Annotated in this window: 22 protein-coding genes and 1 pseudogene; 11 read left to right on the plus strand and 12 right to left on the minus strand. The window is 62.2% G+C overall.

Annotation, left to right across the window (positions count from 1 at the left end; all coding sequences use genetic code 11):
• The first annotated feature begins 4 nt into the window (after nt 1-4).
• Genes RHE_RS22530 through RHE_RS22550 form a run of 5 tightly spaced genes read left to right on the plus strand, consistent with a single transcriptional unit; the run spans nt 5 to nt 6,241 of the window.
• Nucleotides 5-1,417 (plus strand): amidase, encoded by a 1,413-nt coding sequence (locus RHE_RS22530; protein ID WP_011427567.1) that lies wholly within the window; start codon nt 5-7, stop codon nt 1,415-1,417.
• On the plus strand, nt 1,414-2,946 hold the full coding sequence (locus RHE_RS22535) for an ABC transporter ATP-binding protein (RefSeq protein ID WP_011427568.1): 1,533 nt from the start codon (nt 1,414-1,416) through the stop codon (nt 2,944-2,946). Before RHE_RS22530 ends, RHE_RS22535 begins: the two co-directional genes overlap by 4 nt.
• A complete protein-coding gene (locus RHE_RS22540; RefSeq protein WP_011427569.1) occupies nt 2,936-3,985 on the plus strand; it encodes an ABC transporter permease in 1,050 nt (349 codons plus the stop codon). The genes RHE_RS22535 and RHE_RS22540 overlap by 11 nt, the downstream gene beginning before the upstream one ends.
• Entirely contained in the window at nt 3,982-4,926 is a 945-nt protein-coding gene (locus RHE_RS22545; protein ID WP_011427570.1) for an ABC transporter permease, read from the plus strand. Before RHE_RS22540 ends, RHE_RS22545 begins: the two co-directional genes overlap by 4 nt.
• Nucleotides 4,927-4,951: 25 nt before the next feature.
• Entirely contained in the window at nt 4,952-6,241 is a 1,290-nt protein-coding gene (locus tag RHE_RS22550; protein WP_011427571.1) for an amidohydrolase family protein, read from the plus strand.
• A 110-nt stretch (nt 6,242-6,351) separates the two neighbouring features.
• On the opposite strand, the pseudogene RHE_RS34485 reads toward RHE_RS22550, so the two are convergent.
• A pseudogene (locus tag RHE_RS34485) lies at nt 6,352-6,588 on the minus strand (methyltransferase); the annotation flags it as partial.
• A gap of 80 nt (nt 6,589-6,668) precedes the next feature.
• Here RHE_RS34485 and RHE_RS22560 point away from each other — a divergent pair.
• A complete protein-coding gene (locus tag RHE_RS22560; protein ID WP_011427573.1) occupies nt 6,669-7,547 on the plus strand; it encodes an alpha/beta fold hydrolase in 879 nt (292 codons plus the stop codon).
• Between the two features lie 57 nt (nt 7,548-7,604).
• Here the strand turns inward: RHE_RS22560 and msrA are convergent, their stop codons facing one another.
• The 8 genes from msrA to RHE_RS22600 all read right to left on the minus strand — a co-directional run bounded on the left by msrA (nt 7,605) and on the right by RHE_RS22600 (nt 15,509).
• Nucleotides 7,605-8,114 (minus strand): peptide-methionine (S)-S-oxide reductase MsrA, encoded by a 510-nt coding sequence (gene msrA, locus RHE_RS22565; RefSeq protein ID WP_011427574.1) that lies wholly within the window; start codon nt 8,112-8,114, stop codon nt 7,605-7,607.
• A 133-nt stretch (nt 8,115-8,247) separates the two neighbouring features.
• On the minus strand, nt 8,248-9,081 hold the full coding sequence (locus tag RHE_RS22570; protein WP_011427575.1) for an inositol monophosphatase family protein: 834 nt from the start codon (nt 9,079-9,081) through the stop codon (nt 8,248-8,250).
• A gap of 110 nt (nt 9,082-9,191) precedes the next feature.
• Nucleotides 9,192-10,268, minus strand: a complete 1,077-nt coding sequence (locus tag RHE_RS22575; protein WP_042119681.1) for an ABC transporter ATP-binding protein — start codon at nt 10,266-10,268, stop codon at nt 9,192-9,194.
• Between the two features lie 61 nt (nt 10,269-10,329).
• Nucleotides 10,330-11,217, minus strand: coding sequence for a carbohydrate ABC transporter permease (locus RHE_RS22580; RefSeq protein ID WP_011427577.1), 888 nt, complete (start codon nt 11,215-11,217; stop codon nt 10,330-10,332).
• A gap of 3 nt (nt 11,218-11,220) precedes the next feature.
• Nucleotides 11,221-12,129, minus strand: coding sequence for a carbohydrate ABC transporter permease (locus RHE_RS22585; protein WP_011427578.1), 909 nt, complete (start codon nt 12,127-12,129; stop codon nt 11,221-11,223).
• A 66-nt stretch (nt 12,130-12,195) separates the two neighbouring features.
• Nucleotides 12,196-13,458: an ABC transporter substrate-binding protein gene (locus RHE_RS22590; RefSeq protein ID WP_011427579.1), complete on the minus strand. Its 1,263-nt coding sequence runs from the start codon at nt 13,456-13,458 to the stop codon at nt 12,196-12,198.
• Between the two features lie 105 nt (nt 13,459-13,563).
• Nucleotides 13,564-14,463, minus strand: a complete 900-nt coding sequence (locus RHE_RS22595; protein ID WP_011427580.1) for a sugar phosphate isomerase/epimerase family protein — start codon at nt 14,461-14,463, stop codon at nt 13,564-13,566.
• Nucleotides 14,464-14,474: 11 nt separating this feature from the next.
• A complete protein-coding gene (locus RHE_RS22600) occupies nt 14,475-15,509 on the minus strand; it encodes a Gfo/Idh/MocA family protein (protein WP_020922725.1) in 1,035 nt (344 codons plus the stop codon).
• A 134-nt stretch (nt 15,510-15,643) separates the two neighbouring features.
• Between RHE_RS22600 and RHE_RS22605 the strand changes: the two genes are divergently transcribed.
• Nucleotides 15,644-16,717 (plus strand): substrate-binding domain-containing protein, encoded by a 1,074-nt coding sequence (locus tag RHE_RS22605; RefSeq protein WP_011427582.1) that lies wholly within the window; start codon nt 15,644-15,646, stop codon nt 16,715-16,717.
• Between the two features lie 22 nt (nt 16,718-16,739).
• Here the strand turns inward: RHE_RS22605 and RHE_RS22610 are convergent, their stop codons facing one another.
• A complete protein-coding gene (locus RHE_RS22610; protein ID WP_011427583.1) occupies nt 16,740-18,077 on the minus strand; it encodes an LLM class flavin-dependent oxidoreductase in 1,338 nt (445 codons plus the stop codon).
• 313 nt (nt 18,078-18,390) lie between these two features.
• Between RHE_RS22610 and RHE_RS22615 the strand changes: the two genes are divergently transcribed.
• On the plus strand, nt 18,391-19,608 hold the full coding sequence (locus RHE_RS22615; protein ID WP_011427584.1) for an SfnB family sulfur acquisition oxidoreductase: 1,218 nt from the start codon (nt 18,391-18,393) through the stop codon (nt 19,606-19,608).
• Between the two features lie 79 nt (nt 19,609-19,687).
• Here the strand turns inward: RHE_RS22615 and RHE_RS22620 are convergent, their stop codons facing one another.
• Nucleotides 19,688-20,896, minus strand: coding sequence for an acyl-CoA dehydrogenase family protein (locus RHE_RS22620; protein WP_011427585.1), 1,209 nt, complete (start codon nt 20,894-20,896; stop codon nt 19,688-19,690).
• A gap of 82 nt (nt 20,897-20,978) precedes the next feature.
• On the minus strand, nt 20,979-22,025 hold the full coding sequence (locus tag RHE_RS22625) for a substrate-binding domain-containing protein (RefSeq protein ID WP_011427586.1): 1,047 nt from the start codon (nt 22,023-22,025) through the stop codon (nt 20,979-20,981).
• Nucleotides 22,026-22,253: 228 nt separating this feature from the next.
• Between RHE_RS22625 and RHE_RS22630 the strand changes: the two genes are divergently transcribed.
• Genes RHE_RS22630 through RHE_RS22640 form a run of 3 tightly spaced genes read left to right on the plus strand, consistent with a single transcriptional unit; the run spans nt 22,254 to nt 26,209 of the window.
• Nucleotides 22,254-23,738 carry a sugar ABC transporter ATP-binding protein gene (locus RHE_RS22630; protein ID WP_042119694.1) on the plus strand — a complete coding sequence of 495 codons (1,485 nt, stop codon included), beginning with the start codon at nt 22,254-22,256 and terminating at the stop codon, nt 23,736-23,738.
• Nucleotides 23,735-24,793, plus strand: a complete 1,059-nt coding sequence (locus RHE_RS22635; protein WP_011427588.1) for an ABC transporter permease — start codon at nt 23,735-23,737, stop codon at nt 24,791-24,793. The genes RHE_RS22630 and RHE_RS22635 overlap by 4 nt, the downstream gene beginning before the upstream one ends.
• A gap of 18 nt (nt 24,794-24,811) precedes the next feature.
• Nucleotides 24,812-26,209: an LLM class flavin-dependent oxidoreductase gene (locus RHE_RS22640; RefSeq protein ID WP_011427589.1), complete on the plus strand. Its 1,398-nt coding sequence runs from the start codon at nt 24,812-24,814 to the stop codon at nt 26,207-26,209.
• The last annotated feature ends 51 nt before the right edge of the window (nt 26,210-26,260 follow it).

Raw genomic sequence — 26,260 nt, forward strand, 5'->3', positions numbered from 1 at the left:
GCTCATGCAGGGCGACGCGACGGAACTGGCGGCAGCGATTAGGCATGGCAGCCTGAGCGCTGCAGAAGCGATGCACATCTCCCTTGAGGCCGCCGCGTTGCATGCGCCGCTCGGCGCGATCGCCTATCTCGACGGCGCCATGGGCCTCGCCGCGGCGCATGCCTGCGACCGGGAGCGGCAGACCGTGCCCCGTCGTTTCGCGGCGCGGCCCTTTGCCGGCGTGCCGACCTTGGCGAAGGATCTCGGCGGTCCCTTCCGCGGACTGCCGGTAACAGCCGGCTCCCGCCTCTTCGAGAGAAAGGGCGGCGAAGCCGATTCCGATCTCGCTTCGCGGTTCCGCGACGCCGGCTTCTGTCTGTTCGGCCTGACGACGAGCCCGGAATTCGGCCTTTCGCTCGCCAGCGAACCGGCGATCGGACCTGTCTGTCGCAACCCTCTCGATCCCACGCGCACCGCCGGCGGCTCGTCCGGCGGCGCGGCGGCAGCGGTTGCTGCCGGAATCGTCGCGATTGCCCATGCCACCGACGCGGGCGGCTCGATCCGCGTGCCCGCCGCCTGCTGCGGTCTCGTCGGAATGAAGCCGACCCGCGGCGCCATCCCCGGCGGGCCATCTTTCGGCAACCACCTTGCCGGCATTGCGAGCGAACTGGCGGTCTGCCGCTCGGTGCGGGATACTGCGCTGATTTTCGACCGGCTAAGCGGTAATGCACGCGGACCCGTTCCCGATCCCTCTCCCGCCGATATCGACAACGGCCGTCTGCGGATCGGCCTGCTCACCGATACCGGGCCGACCTATTCGACCGAGGGTAGCCGGCTTGCCGCCGTCGAAGACGCGGCGCGCATGCTGGAGAGCGACGGACACGTCATCGTTCCTTTGGCGTGGGCCGATTTCGAATGGAGCGTCGCCGCCAGCGGCCGCGCCTTTGCCGATATCGTTTCCGTCAATCTTTCCGCACTCATCGAGGCAGCGGGTCTTGAGGAAAGCAGGGCCGAGCCTCTCACGCAGGCTTTCGCGGCCCGCGGGCGGGCGCTTTCGGCGTCTATGCTCTGGAACACGCTGAACGCTGCCGTTCTGGTGAGCCACGCCCTTTGGGCACTGTTCGACAAGGTCGATTGCATGGTGATGTCGATGCTTGCATCCGCGCCCCTTGCGATAGGCTCCTTTCCGTCCGATCATGCCGACACCGATCTGCATCTGGAACGAATGACCGCGTTTGCGCCGCTTGCCTGCCTTGCCAATATTTCGGGTTTTCCTGCTTTGACGCTGCCTTTCGGACAGGATGAGCACGCTATGCCGCTGCCGGTGCAGCTCATGATGTCGATGGGTGACGAGCCGCGGCTTCTGTCGCTGGCGGCGCGCCTGGAGGCCGAGGGGCGATGGCAGCATCGTTTTCCGGTGGCGGGGTTGCCGTCATGACCGGGCCTGTTCTGGAAATTGTCGGCGTCAGCAAACGCTTCGGCGCGAATCTTGCCAATGAGGATATTTCCATGACGCTCGCCAAAGGCGAGGTCGTTGCCCTGCTCGGCGAGAACGGCGCGGGCAAGACCACGCTGATGAGCATCCTTTTCGGACACTACGTGCCGGATGCCGGCCGAATTCTGATCGAGGGCGCCGAGGTGCCGCAGGGAAAGCCGCGCGCGGCGATCCGCGCCGGCGTCGGCATGGTGCATCAGCATTTCTCGCTCGCGCCCAATCTGACCGTTCTCGAAAACGTCATGACCGGCACGGAAGGCCTTTGGTCCTGGCGATCGGCAACATCCGCGGCGCGCAAGAAACTCCTGGCGATTTCGGAGCGCTTCGGCCTGCAAGTCGATCCGGATGCCCGTCTTGGCGACCTTTCGGTCGGCGAACAGCAAAGAGTGGAAATCCTCAAGGCGCTTTACAACGATGCCCGCATCCTGATCCTCGATGAGCCGACGGCTGTGCTGACCAACATCGAAGCCGAGCGGCTGTTCACGACCCTGAAGGAAATGGCCCGCCAGGGCCTGTCGCTGATCTTCATCTCGCATAAGCTCGACGAGGTGATGGCGGCGGCAGACCGCATCGTCGTGCTGCGCGCCGGCAGGATGGTGGCCGAGCGCAGGGCATCGGAAACCAGCAAGGCGGAACTTGCCGAGCTGATGGTCGGGCACCGCGTAACGCGGCCCGTTCGCGAACCGTCGACCCCCGGCGCCGTTGCACTCGAGGCCTCAGGCGTTTCCGTGCGAACCGGCGGCATCGATCGTCTGAAGTCGATCAGCTTCCGGCTGCATCAGGGAGAGATCCTCGGCATTATCGGCGTTTCCGGCAATGGCCAGGCTGCACTGGCGCATCTTCTTTCCGGCACGCTGGCGCGCAGCAGCGGCGATCTCAGGCTGTTCGGCGAAGTGGTCGGCAATCTTGGCGTCGCCGATGTTGTCGAAGCCGGTATCGGGCGCATTCCCGAGGACCGCAACCATGAGGGCGTGATCGGAGAAATGGCGATTTGGGAAAACGCCGTGCTGGAGCGTATCGCCTCGCCGGCCTTCTCGCGCCACGGTCTCGTCAACCGCAAGGCCGGCATCGCTTTCGCCAGGGAAATCATCGACGGCTTCGACGTTCGCGGCGGCGGCCCGGCCATTCGCACCCGGCTGCTTTCCGGCGGCAATATGCAGAAGCTCATTCTCGGGCGCAGTCTCTATCGGCGACCGCGCATCCTGATCGCGGCGCAGCCTGCGCGCGGCCTCGACGAAGGCGCTGTTGCCGCCGTCCATGCGCGTCTGCTCGAAGCCCGTCGGCAGGGGACTGCCGTGCTGCTGATTTCGGAGGATCTTGACGAGGTGATTGCGCTGGCAGACCGCATACAGGCGATCGTCGGCGGCCGCCTGTCGCCGCCCGTCGACGCCGACGGCGCCGATGCCCGCAAACTGGGGCTGATGATGGCCGGCGAATGGCAAGAGACCCGCGAGGCAGATCATGCGATTTGAGCGCCGCGAGCACCGCCCGCTTTACCTGCTGATCGCTACACCCGTCATCGCCGTGATCGCGGCGCTTGCACTGGCGGGCATCTTGATCTCGATCGCCGGCGCACCTGTTCTCGATGCCTATTGGCGCATCCTGACCGGCGCCTTCGGCTCGCGGCTTTCGGCGACTGAAACGCTGACACGGGCGACGCCGCTGATGCTGACCGGACTTGCCGCCGCCGTCGCCTTCCGGGCGCGGCTGTGGAATATCGGCGCCGAGGGCCAGTTCTATCTCGGCGCCATCGCCGTTGCGGCGGCAAGCGCGAAACTGCTGGGCAATCTTCCCGCACCCCTTCTCATTCCGCTGCTGCTGCTGATCGGCGCCATCGCCGGCATGGTGCTGATCCTGGTTCCGCTGTGGCTCCGGCTGCGCTTTTCCGTCGATGAGGTCGTCACCAGCCTGCTCCTGAATTTCATCGCCGTGCTTTTCGTCTCGATGCTGATCGATGGCGTCCTCAAGGACCCGCTCGCCTTCGGCTGGCCGCAGTCGCAATCCGTCAGCGATCATGCCATGCTGCCGAAGCTGATCGCCCGCTCGCGCCTGCATATCGGTTTGGCGATTGCGATCGCCTTGGCGATCGCCGTCCACTTCGTCCAGTCCCGCACGGTGTTCGGCATGCAGTCGCGCGCCGCAGGCCTCAATCCTGCCGGTGCGAGTTTTGCCGGTGTGCCGCTCGGAAGAACACTGGTGAAGGTTGCCTGTCTCTCCGGTGGGCTTGCAGGGCTTGCGGGAGCGATCGAAGTGATGGGCGTCAAGGGTTATGTGACGACTGATCTGTCGCCCGGTTTCGGCTATGCCGGCATCGTCGTCGCAATGCTCGCCAACCTCAATCCGCTGGGCGTCGTCTTCGCCGCCATTTTCACAGCCACGATGTTCGTTGGCGCCGACGGCATGAGCCGGGGCCTCGGCATCCCGACCTATATCGCCGATGTCACGGTGGCGCTGTCGCTGCTGACGATGCTGATAGCATTGTTCTTCACGCAATACAGGATAAGGCGATGACGCAATTGTTCGATATCATCGCCTCCGCCGGGCTCTGGGCGGCAATCCTGCGGATCGCCACGCCGCTGATTTTCGGCACGCTCGGCGCCCTGCTCTGTGAACGGGCCGGCGTGCTCAACCTCGGCATCGAAGGCATCATGACCTTTGGCGCGATGATCGGCTGGCTTTCCGTCTATCATGGTGCCGATCTCTGGACCGGCCTGCTGATCGCGGCGGTCGCCGGCGGCACGTTCGGCTTGCTGCATGCGTCGCTGACGGTGACGCTCGGCCTGTCCCAGCACGTCTCCGGTCTCGGGGTCACGCTCTTTGCCTCCAGCTTCAGCTATTATGTCTTCAGGCTTATCGTGCCGCTTGCCAATACGCCGCCCACCATCGTGCCGTTCCAGCCGATCGCCATCCCCGGTCTCTCGACGCTGCCTTTCATCGGCCCGGCCTTCTTCACGCAGACGGCGCCGACCTATCTTGCGATCGTGATTGCTCTGCTGATGGCCTACATCATCTTCCGCACGCCCGTGGGGCTCGCGATCCGCATGACCGGCGAAAATCCGCATGCAGCGGAAGCCCAGGGCGTCAATCCGATGAAGGTGCGATACGGTGCAGTCATCATCGGCAGCGCGCTGATGGGAATGGGCGGCGCCTTCCTGACCTTGTCGGCGTTCAACAGCTTCTTTCCGACCATGGTGCAGGGGCGCGGCTGGATCTGCATCGCGCTTGTCGTGTTCGCCTCCTGGCGGCCGGGCCGCGCGCTCTTCGGCGCCCTGCTCTTCGCCTTCTTCGATGCCTTTCAGCTTCGGCTGCAAACGGCGTTAAGCGGACTTGTACCCTATCAGCTCTTCCTGATGACGCCCTATATCCTTTCCATTGCCGCTCTTGCCATCATGGCCCGCCGCGCCCGCGTGCCGCAGGCGCTGATGCAGCCCTATCGCCGCGGCGAGCGGTGAAGCCGCCCTTTCAAACGAGGTTCCGATGTTTGATCTAATCGTCAGAAACGCAAATCTCCCCGATGGCCGAACCGGCATCGATATCGGTATCGAGGGCCGCAGGATCGTCGCCGTCGAGCGCAATCTGCAGGCGCAGGCCGCAGAGGAAATCGACGCAACGGGCAGGCTGGTGAGCCCGCCCTTCGTCGATCCGCATTTCCATATGGACGCCACCCTGTCGCTCGGGCTGCCGCGGATGAACGTCTCCGGCACATTGCTCGAGGGCATCGCGCTCTGGGGGGAGTTGCGCCCGATCGTGACGAAGGAGGAATTGGTCGACCGCGCGCTGCGCTATTGCGATCTGGCGGTGACGCAAGGCCTGCTTTTCATCCGCAGCCATGTCGATACCAGTGATCCCAGACTGGTGACGGTCGAGGCAATGATCGAGGTTCGCGAAAGGGTCGCGCCCTATATCGATCTGCAACTGGTCGCTTTTCCCCAGGACGGCTACTACCGCTCGCCGGGGGCGATCGACGCGCTCAACCGGGCGCTCGATATGGGCGTTGATATCGTCGGTGGCATTCCCCACTTCGAACGGACGATGGGCGACGGCACGGCGTCGGTCGAGGCGCTCTGCCGCATCGCCGCCGATCGCGGCCTGCCGGTGGACATGCATTGCGACGAAACCGACGATCCGCTCTCGCGCCATATCGAGACGCTGGCCGCGCAAACCATCCGCTTCGGCCTACAGGGACGTGTCGCCGGCTCGCATCTGACCTCGATGCATTCGATGGACAATTATTATGTTTCCAAGCTCATCCCGCTGATGGCAGAGGCGGAGATCAATGTGATCCCCAATCCGCTGATCAACATCATGCTGCAGGGCCGGCACGATACCTATCCGAAACGCCGCGGCATGACCCGGGTCCGCGAGCTGATGGATGCCGGGCTGAATGTCTCCTTCGGGCACGATTGCGTCATGGATCCCTGGTATTCAATGGGGTCCGGCGACATGCTGGAGGTTGGCCACATGGCGATTCATGTCGCGCAGATGGCCGGCATCGACGACAAGAAAAGGATATTCGACGCGCTGACCGTCAATTCGGCGAAGACGATGGGGCTTGCAGGCTACGGGCTGGAGAAAGGCTGCAATGCCGATCTCGTCGTCCTCCAGGCGAACGACACGCTGGAGGCGCTGCGGCTGAAGCCGAACCGGCTGGCGGTCGTCCGCCGCGGCAAGGTCGTCGCCCGTACGGCGCCGCGCATCGGCGAGCTTTTCCTCGACGGGCGCCCGGCGCAGATCGACGGCGGTCTGGACTACATACCTCACTCTTGAAAGATGACGCCGCTGACCATCGATGAAGATCGTTGCTCTGCCCGCCTCTCCGCTATCCCGCCGTTCGGCGAGCGGTGATGATCCATGCCCGCGAGCGAACAACACGCCCTCGCTGCGCTGAGAAGCTCCTTAGCAACACCAGGATCGCCCCGCGAAAACGGATCGGGTGTACCTGCAGAAACCGCAGTGGGCGCCGCCAAGGCCTGGCGGATGGCGCCGGACCACGCGTTGCGCTCCCGGCTCTGCCATACCATCCACACGAGGCGCCCACCCGGCCGCATCGCCCGGCCGATATTGGCAAATGCCGCCGCGGGATCGGCAAAAAACATCACGCCGAACCGGCTGATGACGCGAAAACAGATTGCATATTAGGATCAGTGATGCAAGTTGGAGAGTAATGCGGTCTGCAACCAGGAGGATTGATGCCATGGAAACGACCGGATCAATACTCGTCGCCGACAAGATCGTCGAACTCACAGGTGCGAAACTGCAGACCCAGGCTTTCGGCGACCCGGCCGGCGCACCGATCCTGCTGATCATGGGAATGATGTCCTCGATGCTGTGGTGGCCGGAACGATTCTGCGAGGAACTCGCCGCCCAGGGACGCTACGTCATCCGCTACGATCAGCGTGACACCGGCCTTTCCACGCATTATGCGCCCGGTGAGCCCGGCTATTCGTTTGGCGATCTGTCCGAAGACGCCATCGCCGTTCTCGATGGCTATGGGATTGAAGCCGCGCATTTGGTCGGCATGTCGATGGGCGGTTTCGTCGCCCAAGAGGCCGCTTTGCGCCACCCCCGGCGCGTGCTGACCCTCACCCTGATCAGCACGTCGCCGATCGGGATCGAAGGCCTGCCTTCCTCGACCAAGGCTTACAAGGAGCATTCCTCTGCTGCCGAGCATATCGACTGGTCGGACCTTGAAGCCATTGCCGATTTCATGCGCCGCGATTCAGCCATGCTGGCCGGCACCAGGCATCCGCACGATGGCGAGGCGGCGAGTGCGCTGATCGCACGCGACATCGGTCGTGCCACCTCCTTTGTCAGTGCGACCAATCATTTCATGCTCTCGAGTGGGGACGAGGCCGCCACGCACCATGCATCCAATATCGAGGCGCCGGTTCTCGCGATCCATGGCACGGCCGATCCCCTCTTCCCGATCGAGCACGCAAAGGCCTTCACCCGGATCGTGCCGAACGCGCGACTGCACCGGATTGCCGGTGGAGGCCACGAAATTCACGATCGCGACATTGACGAGATGGTGTGTGTCATAGTCGACCATACTGCGGCCGGGCCTGGCGGCTAAACAATTGAACGGGTCATGCATGCCGGCGTTGCGTCCGGCATGCATGCATGAATTCCCTCAGGCGATCTTCTGGCGGGCCGGCAGCTTCCAGCCGGGTCGAACGAAGTGGCAGGTATAGCCGTTCGGGATCCGCTCCAGATAGTCCTGATGCTCCGGCTCGGCCTCCCAGAAATCGCCGGCCGGCACGACTTCGGTGACGACCTTGCCGGGCCAGAGGCCGGATGCGTCGACATCGGCGATCGTATCCCTGGCGACGCGCTCCTGCTCGGGGCTGGTGTAGAAGATCGCCGAACGATAGCTCATGCCGACGTCGTTGCCCTGGCGATTGCGCGTGGTCGGGTCATGAATCTGGAAGAAGAATTCGAGGATGTCGCGGTAGCTGGTCTTGGCCGGATCGAAAATGATCTCGATCGCCTCGGCATGAGTTCCGTGGTTGCGGTAGGTGGCGTTCGGCACATCGCCGCCGGTATAGCCGACGCGGGTCGAAATCACGCCGTTCAATCGGCGGATGAGGTCCTGCATACCCCAGAAGCAGCCACCGGCGAGCACTGCACGTTCTTCGGTCATTGGGTGTCTCCTTGTTTGCCCAAAGATAGTGTCTCGCGCCGCCGATTTCCATAAGGGGCGCCATGAGCGCAGTCTGGCGATACCGCCCATTGAAGATCACGCTGAGATCTATGTCGCTGCCGGTTCAAAACGATCAGGCTTTGCCTTGAAAGCCTTGCTTGAGCCAGGGATGCAGTGCCTTGCTGGCGGCGAGGATATCGCCCTTCCCGTCGACTTCGGCGCCGGAAAAACGGGTGACGATGCCGCCCGCCTCTTCGACCATCAGCGCCGATGCGCCGAAATCATGGATCGAAAGCCCATCCTCGAAGAAGCCGTCCAGCCGGCCGCAGGCGACATAGGCGATCGACAAAGCCGCCGAGCCAAGGCGGCGGACGCCAGCCGTGTTGGCCATCAGGCGCTTGATCGCGTCGAAATAAGTCTCTTCCGCCACCGCCTTGACCTGACCGGGGACCGGCAGCCCGGCACCGATGAGCACGTTCTCGATGTCGCCGACATCGGCGCAGCGGATACGCTCGCCATCGAGATAAGCGCCGCCGCCGCGCTCGGCGCTGAACAGCTCGTCCTGCATGGCGTCATAGACGACGCCGGCCACCAGACTGCCGCCTTCGGCGATTGCGATCGTCATGCCAAAATGCGGGACGCCCCAGGCATAATTGGTGGTGCCGTCGATCGGGTCGATGTAGATGATCGGCGCGTCGGGCCCGGCCGTGCGGTTGCCGACGGCTTCCTCGCCCTGGATGGCATAATCAGGAAAGGCCTTGGTCATTTCGTCGACGATGATCCGCTCGACGGCGACATCGATCTCGGTCTGATAGTCACGTGGCGCCTTGGCGAGCATTTCCCGAGAGGTTCGCCGCCGCAGCGAGACGCGGGCGGTTTCGCCCGCCTTCACTACGGCTTCAGCAAGCACGACAAGGCGGGATGACGCGGTCGGTGAAAGACGCGCTGATATCAGGGAGGATGCCATGAAAAATCCGGACGCTGCAGATGGGACGGAGTGACTTGTGCGGAGGCAATCCCTTCGCCAAGGCCGATGATGGCTTTATGAAGCTGACCGCCGCCCCTGTCCACCGGTTGTTATGTCAATCGGTCCGTCGATGCATCGAAGAGATGGATCTGAGCCGGATCGATCGAGAGGCCAATCATGTCTCCCGCCTTGACCCGGTCGCGGCGAGTCTCGACGATCGTTAGTTCCGGCTCGGTCGCCGCGACGATGAAGGTCGAAGAGCCGGTCGATTCGACGAAGGCAATCGGGACGTCGAAGCTGCCCTGCCCGGGAGCGACAACCTCGATATGTTCAGGCCTGACACCCGCGAAGAGCTTGCGCCCAGGCTCGATAGCGCGGTTGATGGCAAGTGTCTGCTTCACCGCGCCGAAATCCAGGATCAGGCTCTTGCCGTCTTCCGCGACGATTGCCGGAATGAAATTCATCGCCGGTGAACCGATGAAACCGGCAACGAAGCGGTTGGCCGGCCGATCGTAAAGCTCGAGCGGCGCCCCCTGCTGTTCGATCACGCCGTCGCGCATCACCACCACGTGGTCGGCCATCGTCATCGCTTCGACCTGGTCATGCGTGACGTAAACGAAGGTAGCGCCCAGCCGGTCGTGCAGGGCGCGGATTTCCTTGCGCATCGAGACACGCAGCGCAGCATCGAGATTGGAAAGCGGCTCGTCGAACAGGAAGGCCTGAGGGTTGCGGATAATGGCGCGGCCCATGGCGACGCGCTGCCGTTGGCCCCCGGAAAGCTGGCGCGGATAACGGTCGAGCAGCCGGGAAAGACCGGTGATGACAGCGACTTCCTCCGCCTTCTGCTTTGCCTCAGCCTTAGGAACGCCGTGCATTTTCAGCGAATAGGTCAGGTTCTGTTCCACCGTCATATGCGGATAGAGGGCGTAACTCTGAAAAACCATGGCGATATCGCGTGCCCGCGGAGGCACGTCGTTCATCACCTTGCCGGCAATCTTCAGCGTGCCGCCGGTAATTCTTTCCAGCCCGGCAAGCGAACGGAGCAACGTGGACTTGCCGCATCCGGACGGACCGACCAGCGCCACGAACGTGCCCTTGGGAATTGAAAGGTTGACGTTCTTAAGCGCGTGAAAGGCGCCGTAGTGCTTCTCGACGCCCGAGAGCTCGATTTGGATGTCCTGGCTCATACCGAAAACCTTGCTGGTCCCCAACCGGGACCGATAAGATGGTCAAGGGTGAAAAACGTCGTCACTTGACCGCTCCAGCGGCGATGCCGCGCGTTAGCGTACGCTGGAAGATCAAGAAGAAGATCACGGTCGGTATTATACCCAGGAAAGCCGCCGAGGCCTGCAGCACCGGGTCCGACATGTTCTGTCCGCGGGTGAGGCCCATGGCAACCGAGACCGTCTGGTTGTTGTTGGAAACCAGCATGACGAGTGGGATCAAGAATTCATTCCAAGTCCAGATGAAAAAGAAGGTTCCCAGGACCATGAGCGTCGGCCTCAGCACCGGGACGACTACGAACCACAGCGTTTTCCAGTGAGTCGAGCCATCCATCTCCGCCGCTTCAAGGATTTCCTTGGGGAAGGTACTCAGCACGGTCGAGAGCAGGTAAGTCCCGAAAGCGCTTTGCAGGACCGCGAAAATGATGATCACGGAAAGCTGTGTATCGTAGAGGCCACTCGCTTTCGCCATGTAGTAAAGCGGGTAGATAATGGACTCCTGCGGCACCATAATGCCGAGAAGAAAGACCACCAAAATCACTCGCGACCCCGGCACCTTGCCGACCCCAATCGCATAGGCGTTGAACAGGCTTATCAGTACCCCCAAAACCGAAACAGCGAGACTGATCACCACACTGTTGAGCAGCTTGCGGCTGAAATCCGACACCGTCCAGAATTTCTTGATCGCTGTGAGATCGATCGACCGAGGGATCGAAAGCGGTCCGCCGACTGCGTATTCGGCGCTCGCCTTGAAGGCGTTGAGCAGAGCAAGGAAAAAAGGAAAGAGTGTAAAGGCGAGGAGTAGGATAAGGATGGCCAGCACCACCCACCGCATGGGATCGCGTCTCGCGCCATCGGCTGCCGCCGTCGCCTTTGCCTCGGTCTTACCATCGCTGAGAACTGAGTAAGCCATGATCTACCCCTTCGACTCCTGCCGGCTCTGGAAGCGTAGGAAAATCACAGCCAAAGCGATCGTCAGAGTCGTTTGCACGACCGCGATAGCTGCGGCATAGCCGACGCGTTGTGTTGTGAAGAAATGGTAGTAGGTCAGATAGGATGGTACCAGGGTGGAATTGTCGGGGCCGCCGGCGGTGATGACAAAGATTGGCGCAAACACTTTAAGCGCTGCGATCAGCGTCGTCAGCACAACGACGAAGATCTCCGGCGCCAGGAGTGGAATGGTGAGTGTCACCAGCCGGCTCCACCAGTTTGCGCCGTCGAGGTCGGCAGCCTCGTAGAGAGAAGGGTCGATGCGCGAAAGACCGGCCATGAAAACCACCAGACAATAGCCGACCTGTATCCAGACAATAACGAGCGAGACGGCAGCAAGCGCGTATGTCGCATCGCCGATCCAGTTCTGGGCAAGATTATCAAGGCCGATAGCCTTTAGCGTGATGTTGATGACACCGACGGGATTGAGAATCCAACCCCAGAGCACGCCCGCGACCGTTACGGGCAGGATCTGCGGTAAGTAAAAACCGGCCCTGAAGAAGCTTGAGACCCATTCCCCGAATTGGTCCCTGACGTAGTCGAACAGCAGAGCCGCCAGTACCAGGCCGATGCATACGGGTATCACGGTCATCGAGACGATGAACAGCAGCGTGTGATACATCGATCCCCAGAATTGATCGTCCGCAAGCAGGCGATGATAGTTCTGCAGGCCGACCGGTCGCGGCGTGCCAACGCCTTTCCATGCCGTGAAGCTCAGCCCGATATTAGCAAGCTGCGGTATGAGCACGATCAGAATGAAGCCGATCACCCCCGGGACGAGGTAGAGGCTATAGCTTCGTGACCCGTCGATCGATCTCTGGCTGGATATGGCCATATTATTCTTCCTTCAGCCTACCACAATGGGCTGCGCCGGAGGCGCAGCCCAGCGTTCACGGTCGCGCTACTGATTCTCCTGCGCGTCGTCGTAGACCTGCTTGATCTCTTCGACGAACTGCTCCGCAGTCAGACTGCCCTGGAAGAGGCCGGTGTCTTTCTGATTGAGCACGTCGTAGTAGCCGGGGACCGGCCAGTCAGGATAGAAACCGAGGCCGTTTTTGTCAGAGATCTGCTTGAAAACCGCTGCGGCGTTCTTGCCGATCGGATTGGTGATGGCGGAAAGATCAGCGGCGATCGGGACGCCGCCCGCATTGCCGAGTTCAGCTTGGTACTTCGGCGACAAGGTCAGGCTGATCCACTCTGCGGCGAGATCGGGATTCTTGCTACTCTTGGGAACGACCCAGAGATTGCCTGTCGAGCCGACAGAATATTTCGGCGTTGGAATCACGAACTGACCCCACTTGAAGTCCTTGATAGTCGAGGCAAAGGTGCCGAGATTCCACGTGCCCGAGACGTACATTGGTGCCTTGCCGGAGGTAAAGAGCAGAGCTGCGTCGGGGTCCTTCATGCCCGTGGAGTCCTTGCTGATGTAGCCCTTGCTGACCCAGTCGACCAATGTCTGCGCCGCATAGAGGTAAGGCGCGCCGTCGAGAGGGGCCTTCAAACCCTGATAATTCTGGATCCAGGCGTCATCGGCCTTGGTGTAGGCGAGGGAGGCAAGCAAGTGCTGGCCACTGGTGTCGATGGCGCCGAGCGCGAGAGGCGTGAGACCTTTCTGCTTGAAGGCTTCCAGGTCAGCGACCCACTCTTCGAGCGTCGTCGGCGGCTTGAGGCCTGCCTTTTCGAACATGTCGATATTGTAGAAGCATGAAACATATTCGCCGAAGACAGACACGCCCCAAACAGGACCGGAGCCATAGATGCCCTTTTCGTCATAACGGCTTAGGACAAAATCGCCTTCGTTAAGGATCTTGTCCCAGCCCTCCTTCTTCACGTAGGCATCCAGATTGGTCAGCAATCCCTGGCTTGCAACCAAGCCAGCGGTCGCGTTGCCCTTGTTGTACTCGAGCACGTCGGGGGCCTGATCGGAATTGAGGATCATGCCTCCTGAGGCCTGCAACTGCTGAAAGGTCTTCTGCTCGAAGCTAACGTTGATGTCCGGGTGTTTCGCCTTGAACTCCTCGAGCGCCTTCTTCCAGACAATGCCCTGAGCTGTGGTCGGCTCCTCGAACCACCAGATCTTGAAGGTCTTCTGTTCGGCATGGCCGATCGATGTCATCAGCATCGCCGTGCCGAGTGCTAGCGCAAGTGTTGCAATTCTTTTCATGCCTTCCTCCCAAAAAAGCGGCTGCGCCGCGAAAAGACCAGTTAGTCAGTCATGGCGCCCCGCCCCGGCCTCCCAGCCCGGCGGCGCTCCACCTTAGGCGGTTGATCAGGGATCAACAATGAAATCTCCGCCCCGGCATTTCTTTAGATAGTTGAGCCCGTGAACCTGGCCAGTCATCTCCAGTTCGTCGCGATAGACCGGGTCATGCCAGCCTTCGATGTCGATCGAGCCCGACCAGCCGGCAAGGCGCAGCTCGGAAATGATGTCGGTCCAGTTGCTGTCGCCGAAGCCCGGCGTGCGCATGAAGACGAACTTCTCCTTGCCGAAGATTCCGTGTTCCTTGATGACTTCCCAGCGGATGGTCGCGTCCTTGCCATGGACATGGAAGATCTTGTGCGCCCACTTGCGGATCTGTGGCATTGGGTCGATCAGATAGACCATCTGATGGCAAGGCTCCCATTCGAGGCCGATATGGTCATCAGGCGTCTCGTTGAAGATCAGTTCCCAGGCGTCGGGATTGTGAGCGATGTTCCAGTCGCCGTTTGCCCAATTGCCGTCCATGGCGCAATTCTCGAAGGCGATCCTGATGCCCTTGTCGGCGGCGCGTTTGGCGAGTTCGCTCCAGATCTCTTTGTAGCGCGGAAGACTGTCGGTCAGCGGCTTGCCGCGAATGCGTCCGGTGAAACCGGCGACGCAGGTGGCGCCGAAATGATGGGCGTTGTCGATGCAGTCCTTCCAGCCCTGCAAAGTCTCCAGGTCGATCGCGTCCTCTTCCAGCGGGTTGCCGAACATGCCGAGCGTCGAAATGGTGATGTCGCGGTCGCCGATCGCGTCGAGGCAGCGCTTGCCGAGTTCGGCGAGGTTCTGTCCCTTCGTCGTCTGCCAAAAGAAGGGTTCGAAGCTCTCGAAGCCCAGCTCGGCAATCTGGCCGATGCGCGTGGCGGCGTCGCCCTTGTTGCCGCTGACCATGGTGCCGATGCGAATGGATTTTGCAGGATTGCTCACGTCAGTTGATCCTATGCTGAAATTTCAATGCGCCGGCCTGTCTTGGCGCTTTCGATGGCGCCGAAGACCATCGCCAGGCTTCTGATATTGTCGGAGTTGACGGTCTCGGGCTGATTGCCCGTGCCGATCGCCGCGATGAAATCGGCGATGACGCTGGCGTGGCCGTGGGTTTCTTCATCGTGTTCCGGACCGGGAACGTTTACGGGAGCAAAACCGCGCAGAAGGCCAGGCTCTTCGCCGGCAACGGCCGCCTTGAAATTCTCCTCACCGTCCCAGGTCAGCATTCCCTTTGAGCCGACGAGCCGCCACTGGCTTTCCCAACTGGTGCGCTCACCTTCGGCGCACCAGGAGCCGCGATAGGTGAAGACGATATCGTCGGCAAACTCGAAAATGGCATTCGCCGACGCGCCGTGCCGGTACCAGGAACCTTTCGGGTTGCTCTCGACGCAATAGACGGCGAGCGGCTTTTTGTCGGCGACATAGCGGGCCGCGTCGAAGGTGTGGATCGCCATGTCGAGAAGAAGCACATTGTCCATTTCTTCGCGAAAGCCGCCGAAATGCGGCGCAAGGAAGAAGTCACAATGGATGGCGGTAAGTTCGCCGATTGCGCCACTGTCGACGAAACGGCGAAGGCGCCGGATGCCCGAGATGAAGCGGCGGTTCTGGATGACGGCGTGGACGCGGCCGGTCTCTGTGGCGAGATCGATCAGCGCGGCGCCCTCGGCCAGCGAGGCGGCCATCGGCTTTTCACTGAGCACGTGGCAGCCGGCCTTGAGTGCGGTCGACACGACATCATAACGTGCGGACGGAATGACAATATCGAAGACCAGATCCGCCTTCGTCGCGGCGATGACCTCGGCGAGGCCTGAACCGATCACGGCGCCCTCGATCCCAAATTCCGCAGCGAGCTTCTCGGCAGTCTCGCGATTGAGGTCGACGAGGCCGACGATGGTAATGGATTCGACGAGATCGGGATTGGATGCGATGGCGCGCAACCAACCTTTGGACATAGCTCCGCACCCGCACAGAATGGCACTGAATTTCACGATTTCCTCCGGGGAATGGCGCCAACTCTCCTGGTGACACGCACTCCGTAAACGTTTACGACTGTAGGCGAAAACATTTTGCGGTGTCAATAGACGCCAACTGCGAAAATTACGGCCCGGAGGGATCGCAGCCGATGAAGGGAATCCGCCAGCTTGCCGAACACCTGGCCATTTCGATCGGCACGGTCTCTCGGGCTCTGAATGGAAAGCCGGATGTCAACGAGGAAACGCGTCGTCGCGTGCTGGCGGCGGCCGAGGCGCTTGGCTATGTCGCTAACCAGTCGGGCCGGAGCCTGAGACAGGGAGAGACGAGGGTCATAGGCCTGATGATCGAGTCCAGTGCCGAGGCGGTCGAAAACGCCGACAACTTCTTCCTCGGCGTCACCAGCGGCCTGCAGAGCGTCTTTGCCCGCCACAAGCTCGACCTCGTCATGCTGCCCTGCCCGAGCGACGAGGACCCGCACGAATATTTGAAGCGCATGGTCGCGCGGCGCATCGTCGATGCGATGATCATCTCGAACACGCAGCGCATCGATCGGCGCATTGGTTTCCTGTCGCGGGCAGAGATCCCTTTTGTTGCAGTCGGCCGCAGCCTTTCGGCCAGCAATTCCCGTTGGATCGATCTCGATTTCGAGGGCGTCGCCGATCGTGCCGTCGAGCGGCTGGTGGCGCGTGGCCACCGCAGGATCGCAATTACGGCGCCGTTAAGCGAGGTCAATCTCGGTTATGTGTTTGTCGAGAGCTACCGCCGGGCGCTCGAGCGGCACGGCATCCGCTTTGATCCGTCGCTCGTCATTCGCGTCAAATCGAGCGAACAGGGTGGCTACCAGGCGGCCCATGAATTGCTTCTGCTGCCAGATCGGCCAACGGCGATCATCCTGATCTACGAGTTGATGGCGATCGGCCTTTACCGCCGTCTGATGGAGTCAGGCGTCATGCCCGGCCGCGATCTAGCAGTGATCGGCTTCCGTGATGCCCCGCGCGCCCGGTTTCTGCAGCCCTCGCTCAGCTGTTTCCGCATGTCGCTCTACGATCTTGGGATCGCGCTCGGCCAGATGCTTCTTGCCCACATGCCGGCCTATCGCGTGCTTTATCCAAACGCCGGCCGCAACATCATCTGGCCGCTGGAACTGGTGTCGGGGGAAAGCGACGCGTTCGAGGTCGGCAGGGGCGACAAGGAGTTCGCGTCCGAACACTGGTCGAAATGATGAACATGGAGCCAGCCGGACTTCATGTGCGGCCGGCAAAGAACTTGTTCTCCGGCCGAGGCAAGCCGAGATGCTCTCGCAAGGTCGTGCCTTCATATTCGCGGCGAAACAGGCCGCGGCGCTGAAGCTCGGGAACCAGCCGTTCGGTGACGTCGAGAACGCCCTGCGGCAGATAGGGGAAGACGACGTTGAAGCCGTCCGAGCCTTCCTCCTCCAGCCAGCGCTCCATCTCGTCGGCGATGCTCACCGGCGTGCCGACGAAGGCAAGACCGGCATAGCCGCCGTAGCGCTGCGCCAGCTGGCGCACGGTCAGATTCTCCTCGGCGGCAAGCTTCAGAACCTGGGCGCGGCCGGTCTTGCTGGCATTGGTGTCGGGAATATCGGTCGGCAGCGGCGCATCCGGATCGAAGCCGGAAGCATCATGGCCGAGTGCGATCGAAAGCGAAGCGATGGCGCTGTCGTAATGCACCAGGCTGTCGAGCGTCGCGCGTTTGGCGCGCGCCTCCTCGATGCTGTCGCCGACGATGACGAAGGCGGCGGGCAAGATTTTCAGGTGATCGCGGTTGCGGCCGATCGCTTCCATGCGGCCCTTGATGTCGGCATAGAGTGCCTTTCCAGCGGCAAGATCACGCGGCGAACAGAAAACCATTTCGGCAGTCTCGGCAGCCAGCTGGCGGCCGGGATCGGATTGGCCGGCCTGGACGATCACCGGCCAGCCCTGCGGCGGGCGGGCGATGTTGAGCGGCCCGCGCACGCTGAGTTCCTCGCCCTTGTGACCGAGCACATGCATTCTATCGGGATCGAAGAACAGGCCGCTTTCCCGGTCGCGGATGAAGGCGTCGTCGGCGAAGCTGTCCCAGAGCCCGGTCACGACATCGTAGAATTCGCGGGCGCGGTGATAGCGCTCGCCGTGCTCCACATGCTCGTCGAGGCCGAAATTCAACGCCGCGTCGGGGTTCGACGTCGTGACGATGTTCCAGCCGGCGCGGCCGCCGCTGATATGGTCCAGCGAGGCGAAACGACGGGCGATATGGTAGGGCTCGTCGAAAGTGGTGGAGGCGGTGGCGACGAGGCCGATGCGCTCCGTTATCGCGGCGAGCGCCGAGAGCAAGGTGAAGGGTTCGAAGGAGGTCACGGTGTGGCTGCGCCGCAGCGCCTCGACCGGCATGTTGAGTACGGCCAGGTGATCGGCCATGAAGAAGGCGTCGAATTTCGCCCGTTCCAGCGCCTGCGCGAAGGATTTCAGATGCGCAAAGTTGAAATTGGCGTCGGGATAGGAACCGGGATAGCGCCAGGCGCCGGAATGTAGACTGACGGGACGCATGAAGGCGCCAAGGCGCAACTGCCGTGAACGGGTCATGATTTTCCTCATGGTCGGGCAAGGCGGCCGCCTGCCCACATTGCGGGTTTTCAAACCGCTGCGCGGGGGTAGCGGATATCGATAGGTAAGAGGTCGCCTCGATCAAATCGAGGCCGGCGGCGGCAAATTCCGGACGGGACTTCATCCTTTCGGGAGCACCGCCGCCGCGCAAAGGCCGGATAAACACTAAGCGCGCCGGGCAACCGCGCATAAGCAAACACTTTTTATTTTCTATCCCATCTATAGAATTTGTACTCTTATCACGACACCCGATTTCTTTCACCGATAGGATCATCAGAACTTGGAGACCTCGATGAATACCGTGCTGAGGCAAGCAGATCAGATCCGGCCCGTGGCCGACCGTATCGGCAGCGACGAGGAGGCAATTGCAACGGCTCGCAGGCTGGCGGCGCAATTTGCCGTGCGCGCCGCCGAGCGCGACAGCGACCGGCTTCTGCCGTTTGCCGAACTCGATCTGCTCGCGCAGTCCGGCCTTCTGGCGGTCACTGTGCCGGCGCAGTATGGCGGGCTGGATGTCTCGAACGCAGTGCTTGCCGAGATCACGGCGATCCTGTCGCAGGCGGACGGCTCGATAGGCCAGATCCCGCAGAACCATTTCTATATTCTCGAGGCGCTCAGAACCGACGGCAGCGAGGAACAGCAGCGCTACTTCTTCAGCCGCGTGCTCGCAGGCGACCGGTTCGCCAATGCACTATCGGAGCGCGGTACGAAGACGGCCGGCCATTACAACACCCGCATTGCCCGCGAAGGCCCGGGCTACCGGATCAACGGCTGCAAATTCTATTCGACCGGCGTGCTCTTCGCCGACTGGATCACCGTCTTCGCGCTCGACGAAGAGGACCGGCTGACCATGGCCTTCGTGCCGAAGGGCACCGAAGGCGTCGAGATTGTCGATGACTGGGACGGCTTCGGCCAGCGCACCACCGGCAGCGGTACGACGATCCTCAACAATGTCTATGTCAGCGCTGATTCCGTGGTCTTTCATCACAGGGGTTTCGAACGGCCGACGACGATCGGCTCCGTCGGGCAGATCATCCATGCCGGCGTCGACCTCGGCATCGCGCGCGCAGCCTTTGCCGAGACGCTTGATTTCGTCAGGACGAAATCACGACCCTGGATGGATAGCGGCCTCGACCGCGCCTCCGATGACCCGCTGACGATCGCCAAGGTCGGCCAGATCGCCATCCGGCTCGAAGCCGCGACCGCTCTCGTCGAGCGTGCCGGCCACAAGGTCGACGCCGCGCAGGTCGAGACGACCGAGCAAAAGGTGGTCGAGGCGACGCTTGCTGTCGCCGCCGCCAAGGTGTTGACGACAGAAGTAGCGCTCGAGGCTTCGAATACGCTTTTCGAGCTTGCCGGGACGTCTTCGGTGCAGATCGGCCTCAATCTCGACCGCCACTGGCGCAATGCACGCACCCACACGTTGCATGATCCGGTGCGCTGGAAATATCACGTCGTCGGCAATTACCATCTGAACGGCGTGACGCCGCCGAGGAACGGCGCGCTCTGAAACTTTTGTCTCACTCTAAATTGAAAACCCCGCTGCCGGTGCTGGCAGCGGGGTTTTTGCTTTCAAGGCCGTGATCACTTCAGCTGTAGAGGCTGACCTCCGGTATCCTGTCGTTCAGTACGAATTCCCCGACTTCCTTCGCCTTGTAGAAGACCGGATCGTGTAGCGTGTGGGTGCGGACATTGCGCCAGAACCGGTCGAAGCGGTATTTATCCGCCGTCGAGCGCGCCCCCGTCAGCTCGAAGACCCGCGAGGTAATATCGAGCGAGACATGGGTGGCATTGACCTTGGCGGCATAGGCTTCCGCTGCCGCCTCGCCGCGCTCGCGCGCAGTCACATCGCGGCCGCGGTCGAGGCCCGCCTGCATGGCGGCTGCCGCACTGTCGGCAAGGGCGGCCGAGGCCTTGACCGCTGCGGTGAATTCGCCGACGCGTTCGAGGATATAGGGATCGTCGGCCGCCCGCGTGACGCCTGACGTAATCCACGGGCGGGTGGTAGTTTTTACATAATCGACGGCCGCCTGCAGCGCGCCTTCGGCAGTGCCGAGATAGAAGTTGACGAAGACCAGCTGGATGAACGGTGTGTTGAAGGTCGACAACACCGGCGGCGCGACGTCAGGTGCTGTCGGTTCACTGACGAAGTCCTCCTCGTAGACGGGAAAATCGTGGAACTCGACGCTGCCGCTGTCGGAGAGCCGCTGGCCGATATTGTCCCAGTCGTCATTGGCGACGTAGCCGGGCCGATCGGTCGGCACGGCAAAGCCGGCGATCTTGTCGTCGAGTGCGGCATTGGCATTGATGTAGTCAGAAACCCGCGCCGCCGTGGAGAAGGATTTGCGCCCGTTCAAGACATAGCCGTTGGCCCGGCGGGTGAGCACCAGCCCGGGATCGCGCGGATTGACCGCCGCACCCCAATAGAGGTTCTTGGCGACCGTCTCGCTTCCCAGGGCATGGGCACGCGCCCCATCGAGCGCCCAGTAAATATATTGACTGTTGACATAGTGGTAGCCGAGCAGCTGGCCGATCGAGCTCTCGCCGCGGGCGAGGATGCGCACCAGCTTCAGCCCGTCGACCCAGTCGAGGCCACCGCCACCAATCTGGGTGGGATGCAGCGCGTTGAGCAGGCCGGTATTCTTCAGCTTGACGATCTCGGCAAGCGGCGGGCGACCTTCGCGGTCGAGTTCGGCGGCACGGCGCGACAGGTCTGCCGAAATCTCCTCGGCGCGGGCGAAAAGGTCTTCCCGCGTCGGGTTGCGGCTGGTCGCGAAGACGACATTGGATTGGCTCATGGGCGGGGTCTCCAATTCTGTAAACAAGATGATCCGGCGGGAGCCCAAGCTCCCGCCGGAAGGATCGAGATGGTGCGCAGCCTCAGAACAGCTTGTCCGGAATCCAGCTGGCGGTCGCCGCATCGCTTTTGCTGAAGGCGGGGATCTTCTGTGCCAGATCCTCGATTGTCTTGACGCCGGCCGCCCGCAAGCTCTCCTGCGTCAGAAGCGTCGGCTTCACGGTAATTTGGCGCGGAACCGTCTGGCCGGCGATTTCGAGCGCGGCGGCACGGATGGAGACGGCGCCGACGACGGCAGGATTGGTGGCGACGGTGGCGACCCAGGGGCTGCCTTCCTCGGTGATCTCCTGGATATCGGCCGTCGAGACGTCGGCCGAATAGATCTTGAGTTTCTTGCCGAAGCCGAGATCGTTGGCGGCAAGCTTCACGCCGCGGGCGAATTCGTCATAGGGCGCGAAGACCACCGATATATCGGGGTTGGCGGTGAGCGCGGCCTTCGCCTGGTCGGCAGTCGATGTCGCCGTCGTGTCGCTGACATTGCCGAAGCGGGCCTTTTCGACGATGCCGGAGTTCTCCGACTTGAATTTTTCCCAGACTTCATTGCGGCGGTCGAGCGGCGCAAAGCCGGCGACATAGACATAGCCCGCCTTGAAATCCTTGCCGTTGTCCTTCACAACCTGTTCGAGTGCCAATGAGGCGAGTTCGTGGTCGCTCTGCTCCACCTGCGGAACCTTGGGGTTGTTGAGGTTGACGTCGAAGGCCACGACCTTGATGTCCTTTTCGAGCGCCTGCTGCACGACATCGCCGAGCGATTCCGGCAGGCCATGGTCGATGACGATACCGGAGACGCCGAGATTGATTGCCTGCAGGATCTGCTCACGCTGCTCGGCGGCGTCCTGACGGCCGGGGAAGACCCGCAAGTCGATATCCAGCGCCTTGGCCTGAGCCTCGGCGCCGGCCTGGTAGGCCTGGAAGAAATCGCCAGCCGAGATATAGCTGATCAATGCTACCTTGACGCCGCCCTTGTCGAAGGGAGCCGGAGCCCCGGACAGGCCGTCGGCCTTTGCGGCTTGAATGAAAATGAACGGAATGACGGCGGCGGAAAGAGCAAGCCGTGCAAGGGATTTCATCGTCGCGTTCCTTTTAGCAATGAGAGACGTCGTCTGACAGGGAAACCTCGCGACGTGTCGAAGTATTAGATATAAACTCTATCTTTTTAGTAGATTAAATGATCCGATTTTGCCGGCTGCGGGAGATTCTTTGTTTCCCCGGCGCTGCCCGCCGGGAAATGCGTGCCTGGAATTCGACCGCCCAGACAGGGCACACTCCCGGTACAAATGCAGTCCCGGACCGTGCCGATGCCCCTTCTTCACGTCGAAAACCTGACCCGCAGCTTCGGCTCGACGCGGGCGCTCGCTGGCGCCGATCTTTCGATCGAGCGTGGCGAGATCGTGTCGCTGATGGGCGCAAACGGTGCGGGCAAATCGACTCTGGTGAAGATCCTGTCCGGTGTGCTTTCGGCGGAAGCGGGCACAATCAATCTCGATGGCCGTCCCTTCGTGCCGCGCAGTCCGGCCGAAGCGGCAAAGGCCGGCGTCGTCACCGTGCATCAGTCAACCGATCTGGTCGGCGCAGCCGGCTTGACCGTTGCCGATGCGCTGCTTCTCAACCATTTTGCCGATCGCAGCACCCCTTTCTTCGTCTCACGCGCCGGCATCCGCCGCGCCGCCCAGGCGATCCTCGATGGCGCCGGGTTTACCCTCCCGCTCGACCGCGATTTCGGCGAGCTCGCCAGCGCCGACCGGCAATTGATCGCAATCGCTCGCGCGCTTGCCAACCGTGCCGATCTCCTCATTCTCGACGAGCCGACGGCCAGCCTTTCCGGAGAAGAAAGCCGCCGCCTCTTCGATATTCTGCTGAGGCTTCGAAAGCAGGGCCTGGCGATCCTCTATATCTCGCATCGCACCGCCGATCTCCAAGCGATCGCCGACCGCGCGCTCGTCATGCGCGGCGGCCGCGTCGTTGGCGCCTTCTCACGGCCGATCGATTTTGCGGGCGCCATCGAGACGATGATCGGCCGCAGGCTTGACGCGGCGAGGCCGGATGCCCGGCCGACAACGGGGCCGGCGATTTTCGAAATGCGCGATGCCAGCCTGCGGCCGACAGGCGCCACCTTTGACCTGTCTTTGCATGAAGGAGAGGTGGTGGCGGTGACAGGCGTGCTCGGCGCCGGCAAGAGTCGATTGCTTTCGGCGATCTTCGGCGTGACGACCCTTGGTGGTGGCGCGATGTTACTTGATGGCCTGCCATACCGGCCGAAAAGCCCGGCAGAAGCAATTGCATCGGGTGTCGCCATGGCGGCCGAAGACCGTCATCGCTCCTCGCTGGTGCCACCGGCGTGGCCCGGCCATTCGCTATCGGCAACGATCAGCCTGCCGCATTTGTCCAAATGGTATCCGCGCGGTTTCCTCATCGGCGGCCGCGAGCGGCGCGAGGCCGTGCAGGCAATCACCCGTCTCGGCATCAAGGCCGAAGGCCCCCTAGCCTCGGTCTGGTCGCTCTCCGGCGGCAACCAGCAGAAGTCGGTGATCGCCCGCTGGGAGGCGGAGCCAAGTCGGCTGCTGCTGCTCGATGAACCCTTTCAAGGCGTCGATGTCGGTGCTCGCCGCGATATCATCGACGCCATCCGCACCCGCACCGACCGGGCGACGCTGATCGCGACCTCCGATCCGGAGGAGGCCTATGAGGTGGCCGACCGCATCCTGGTCATCGACCGCCATGTGGTGAAGCCGGCTGCAGGCGGGCTCACCGCTCCTTTCGCCATTCAGGGAATTTCCGCATGACGACGATCGACGACGACGCTCTTTCAAAGGCTGGCGCTCGGCCAAAGGGGCCGCGGACCAATGGCGGCCAGCTAGCAGCTCTTGGCGCATTTCTGCGGGCCGGCGCAGTATTTATCCTGCTTGCGCTGCTCGTCGTCGGCTTCACCATCGCCCAGCCTGCCTTCATCAATTTTGCCAATCTGATGAGCATCCTTCAGGCAGTCTCGGTCGTCGCCATTCTCGGCGCCGGCGTCACCGTCACGCTTGCCGTCGGCGGTTTTGACCTCTCGATCGGCGCGGTCGCCGCGTCGAGCGTGATGGCGGCAAGTTATGCGATGATCGTCTGGGGCTTCGACGTCTATGCGACGGTGCCCCTCGTACTCGCCTTCGGCGCCGTGGTCGGCCTCGTCAACGCCTTGCTCATCGTGCGCCTCAAGGTGCCGGATCTCTTGGCGACGCTGGCAATGATGTTCCTGCTCTCCGGCCTGCAATTGATACCCACCGCCGGCCGGTCGATTTCATCAGGCCTCACCTTGCCGGACGGCTCGAAAGCGACCGGTGCTTATGACCCCGCTTTCCTGTTGATCGGCCGCTACAGCATTCTCGGTACCCTGCCGGTTTCCGTATTGCTGATGGCGACCGTCGCCGTCGCGCTTTTCGTTCTCACCGAACGCACCCGCATCGGCCGGCTGCTGTTTGCGACCGGCGGCAACGAACTCGCCACCCGCCTCGCGGGGGCGTCAACGGTCAGACTGAAGACGCTCGCCTATGTCATTTCCGGCACGCTCGCCTCGCTCGGCGGGATCGTGATCGCCGCCCGCGTCGGCCGTGGCGACGTCTCCTCCGGCGGCTCGCTGCTGATGGATTCGGTCGCAGCCGCGCTGATCGGCTTTGCCGTTCTCAATCTACGCCGCCCGAATGTGCTCGGTACCATCGCCGGCGCCGTCTTCGTCGGCGTGCTGCTGAACGGTCTCACCATGCTGAACGCTCCCTATTACACCCAGGATTTCGTCAAGGGCGCCGTGCTCGTCGGCGCTTTGGCGCTGACCTATGGCCTTGGCCGCAGCAATCCTTAAATTCCAAGGAAGAAAGACATGACCCGCCAAATCAGGCTCAACGCCTTCGATATGAATTGCGTCGGACACCAATCGCCGGGGCTCTGGCGCCACCCGCGCGACAAGTCCTGGACCTACAAGGACCTCGACTACTGGGTGCATCTGGCAAAGACGCTGGAGCGCGGCAAGTTCGACGGGCTGTTCATCGCCGACGTGCTCGGCGTATACGACGTGCTGAACGGCAATGTCGATGCCGCGCTTCGCCATTCGGCGCAGGTGCCTGTCAACGACCCCCTGCAACTCATCCCGACCATGGCCTATGCGACCGAGCATCTCGGCTTCGGCCTGACGGCATCTCTCTCCTTCGAGTATCCCTATACCTTCGCCCGCCGCATCTCGACGCTTGATCACCTGACCAAAGGCCGCGTCGGCTGGAATATCGTCACCTCCTATCTCAACAGCGGCGCCCTCAATATCGGCCAGCCGGCGCAGACCAGGCACGACGATCGCTACGACCTCGCCGAGGAATATCTCGAGGTCTGCTACAAGCTCTGGGAGGGCAGCTGGGAGGATGGCGCCGTCGTCCGCGACCGGGAAGCCGGCATCTTCACCCATCCGGACAAGGTCCATCCGATCCGCCATTCCGGCAAACACTTCACCGTGCCCGGTATTCACCTCAGCGAACCCTCGCCGCAGCGCACGCCGGTGCTCTACCAGGCAGGCGCTTCCAGCCGCGGCAAGGACTTCGCCGGTGCGCATGCTGAATGCATCTTCGTGGCCTCGCCGTCGAAACCCGTGCTGAAACGTTATGTCGCCAATGTGCGCGAGGCGGCCGAGCGCGTTGGTCGCAACCCGCGCGAAATCCTCGCCTTCAACCTGCAGACGGTCATTCTCGGCGAGACGGATGCTGAGGCGCAGCGCAAATTCAATGAATACCGGAAATACGCCTCCTTCGAGGGCGCGCTGACGCTGATCTCCGGCTGGACCGGCATCGATTTCGGTCAATTCAGACCGGACGAAGTGCTGCGCCACCGTCATACCAATGCGGTGCAATCAGCCGTCGAAACCTTCACGACCATCGATCCGACCAAGGAATGGACGGTGCGCGAAATGGCCGACTGGGTTGGCGTCGGCGGGTTCGGCCCGGTTTTCGTCGGCTCGCCGCGGACCGTTGCCGACCTCATGCAGGAATGGATCGAGGACACCGATGTCGACGGCTTCAACCTGGCCTATGCCGTGACGCCCGAGAGTTTCGAGGATGCCGTCGACCTGCTGGTGCCGGAACTTCAGAACCGCGGCGTCTACAAGACAGAATATGCAAATGGAACGCTGCGGGAAAAACTTGGCGGATCCGGCCCACGGCTCGTCGCTCCGCATCCGGGCGCCGCTTACCGCAATCTTTTCGGCGAGCCCGGAGGCATCGCTGCCAACGGCTGAGCGAATAATGGCTGGGTGACAAAAAATGTCTCGCAGAGCCCGGCCATTTCG

It is taken from the genome of Rhizobium etli CFN 42, assembly GCF_000092045.1.
Classification (GTDB): domain Bacteria; phylum Pseudomonadota; class Alphaproteobacteria; order Rhizobiales; family Rhizobiaceae; genus Rhizobium; species Rhizobium etli.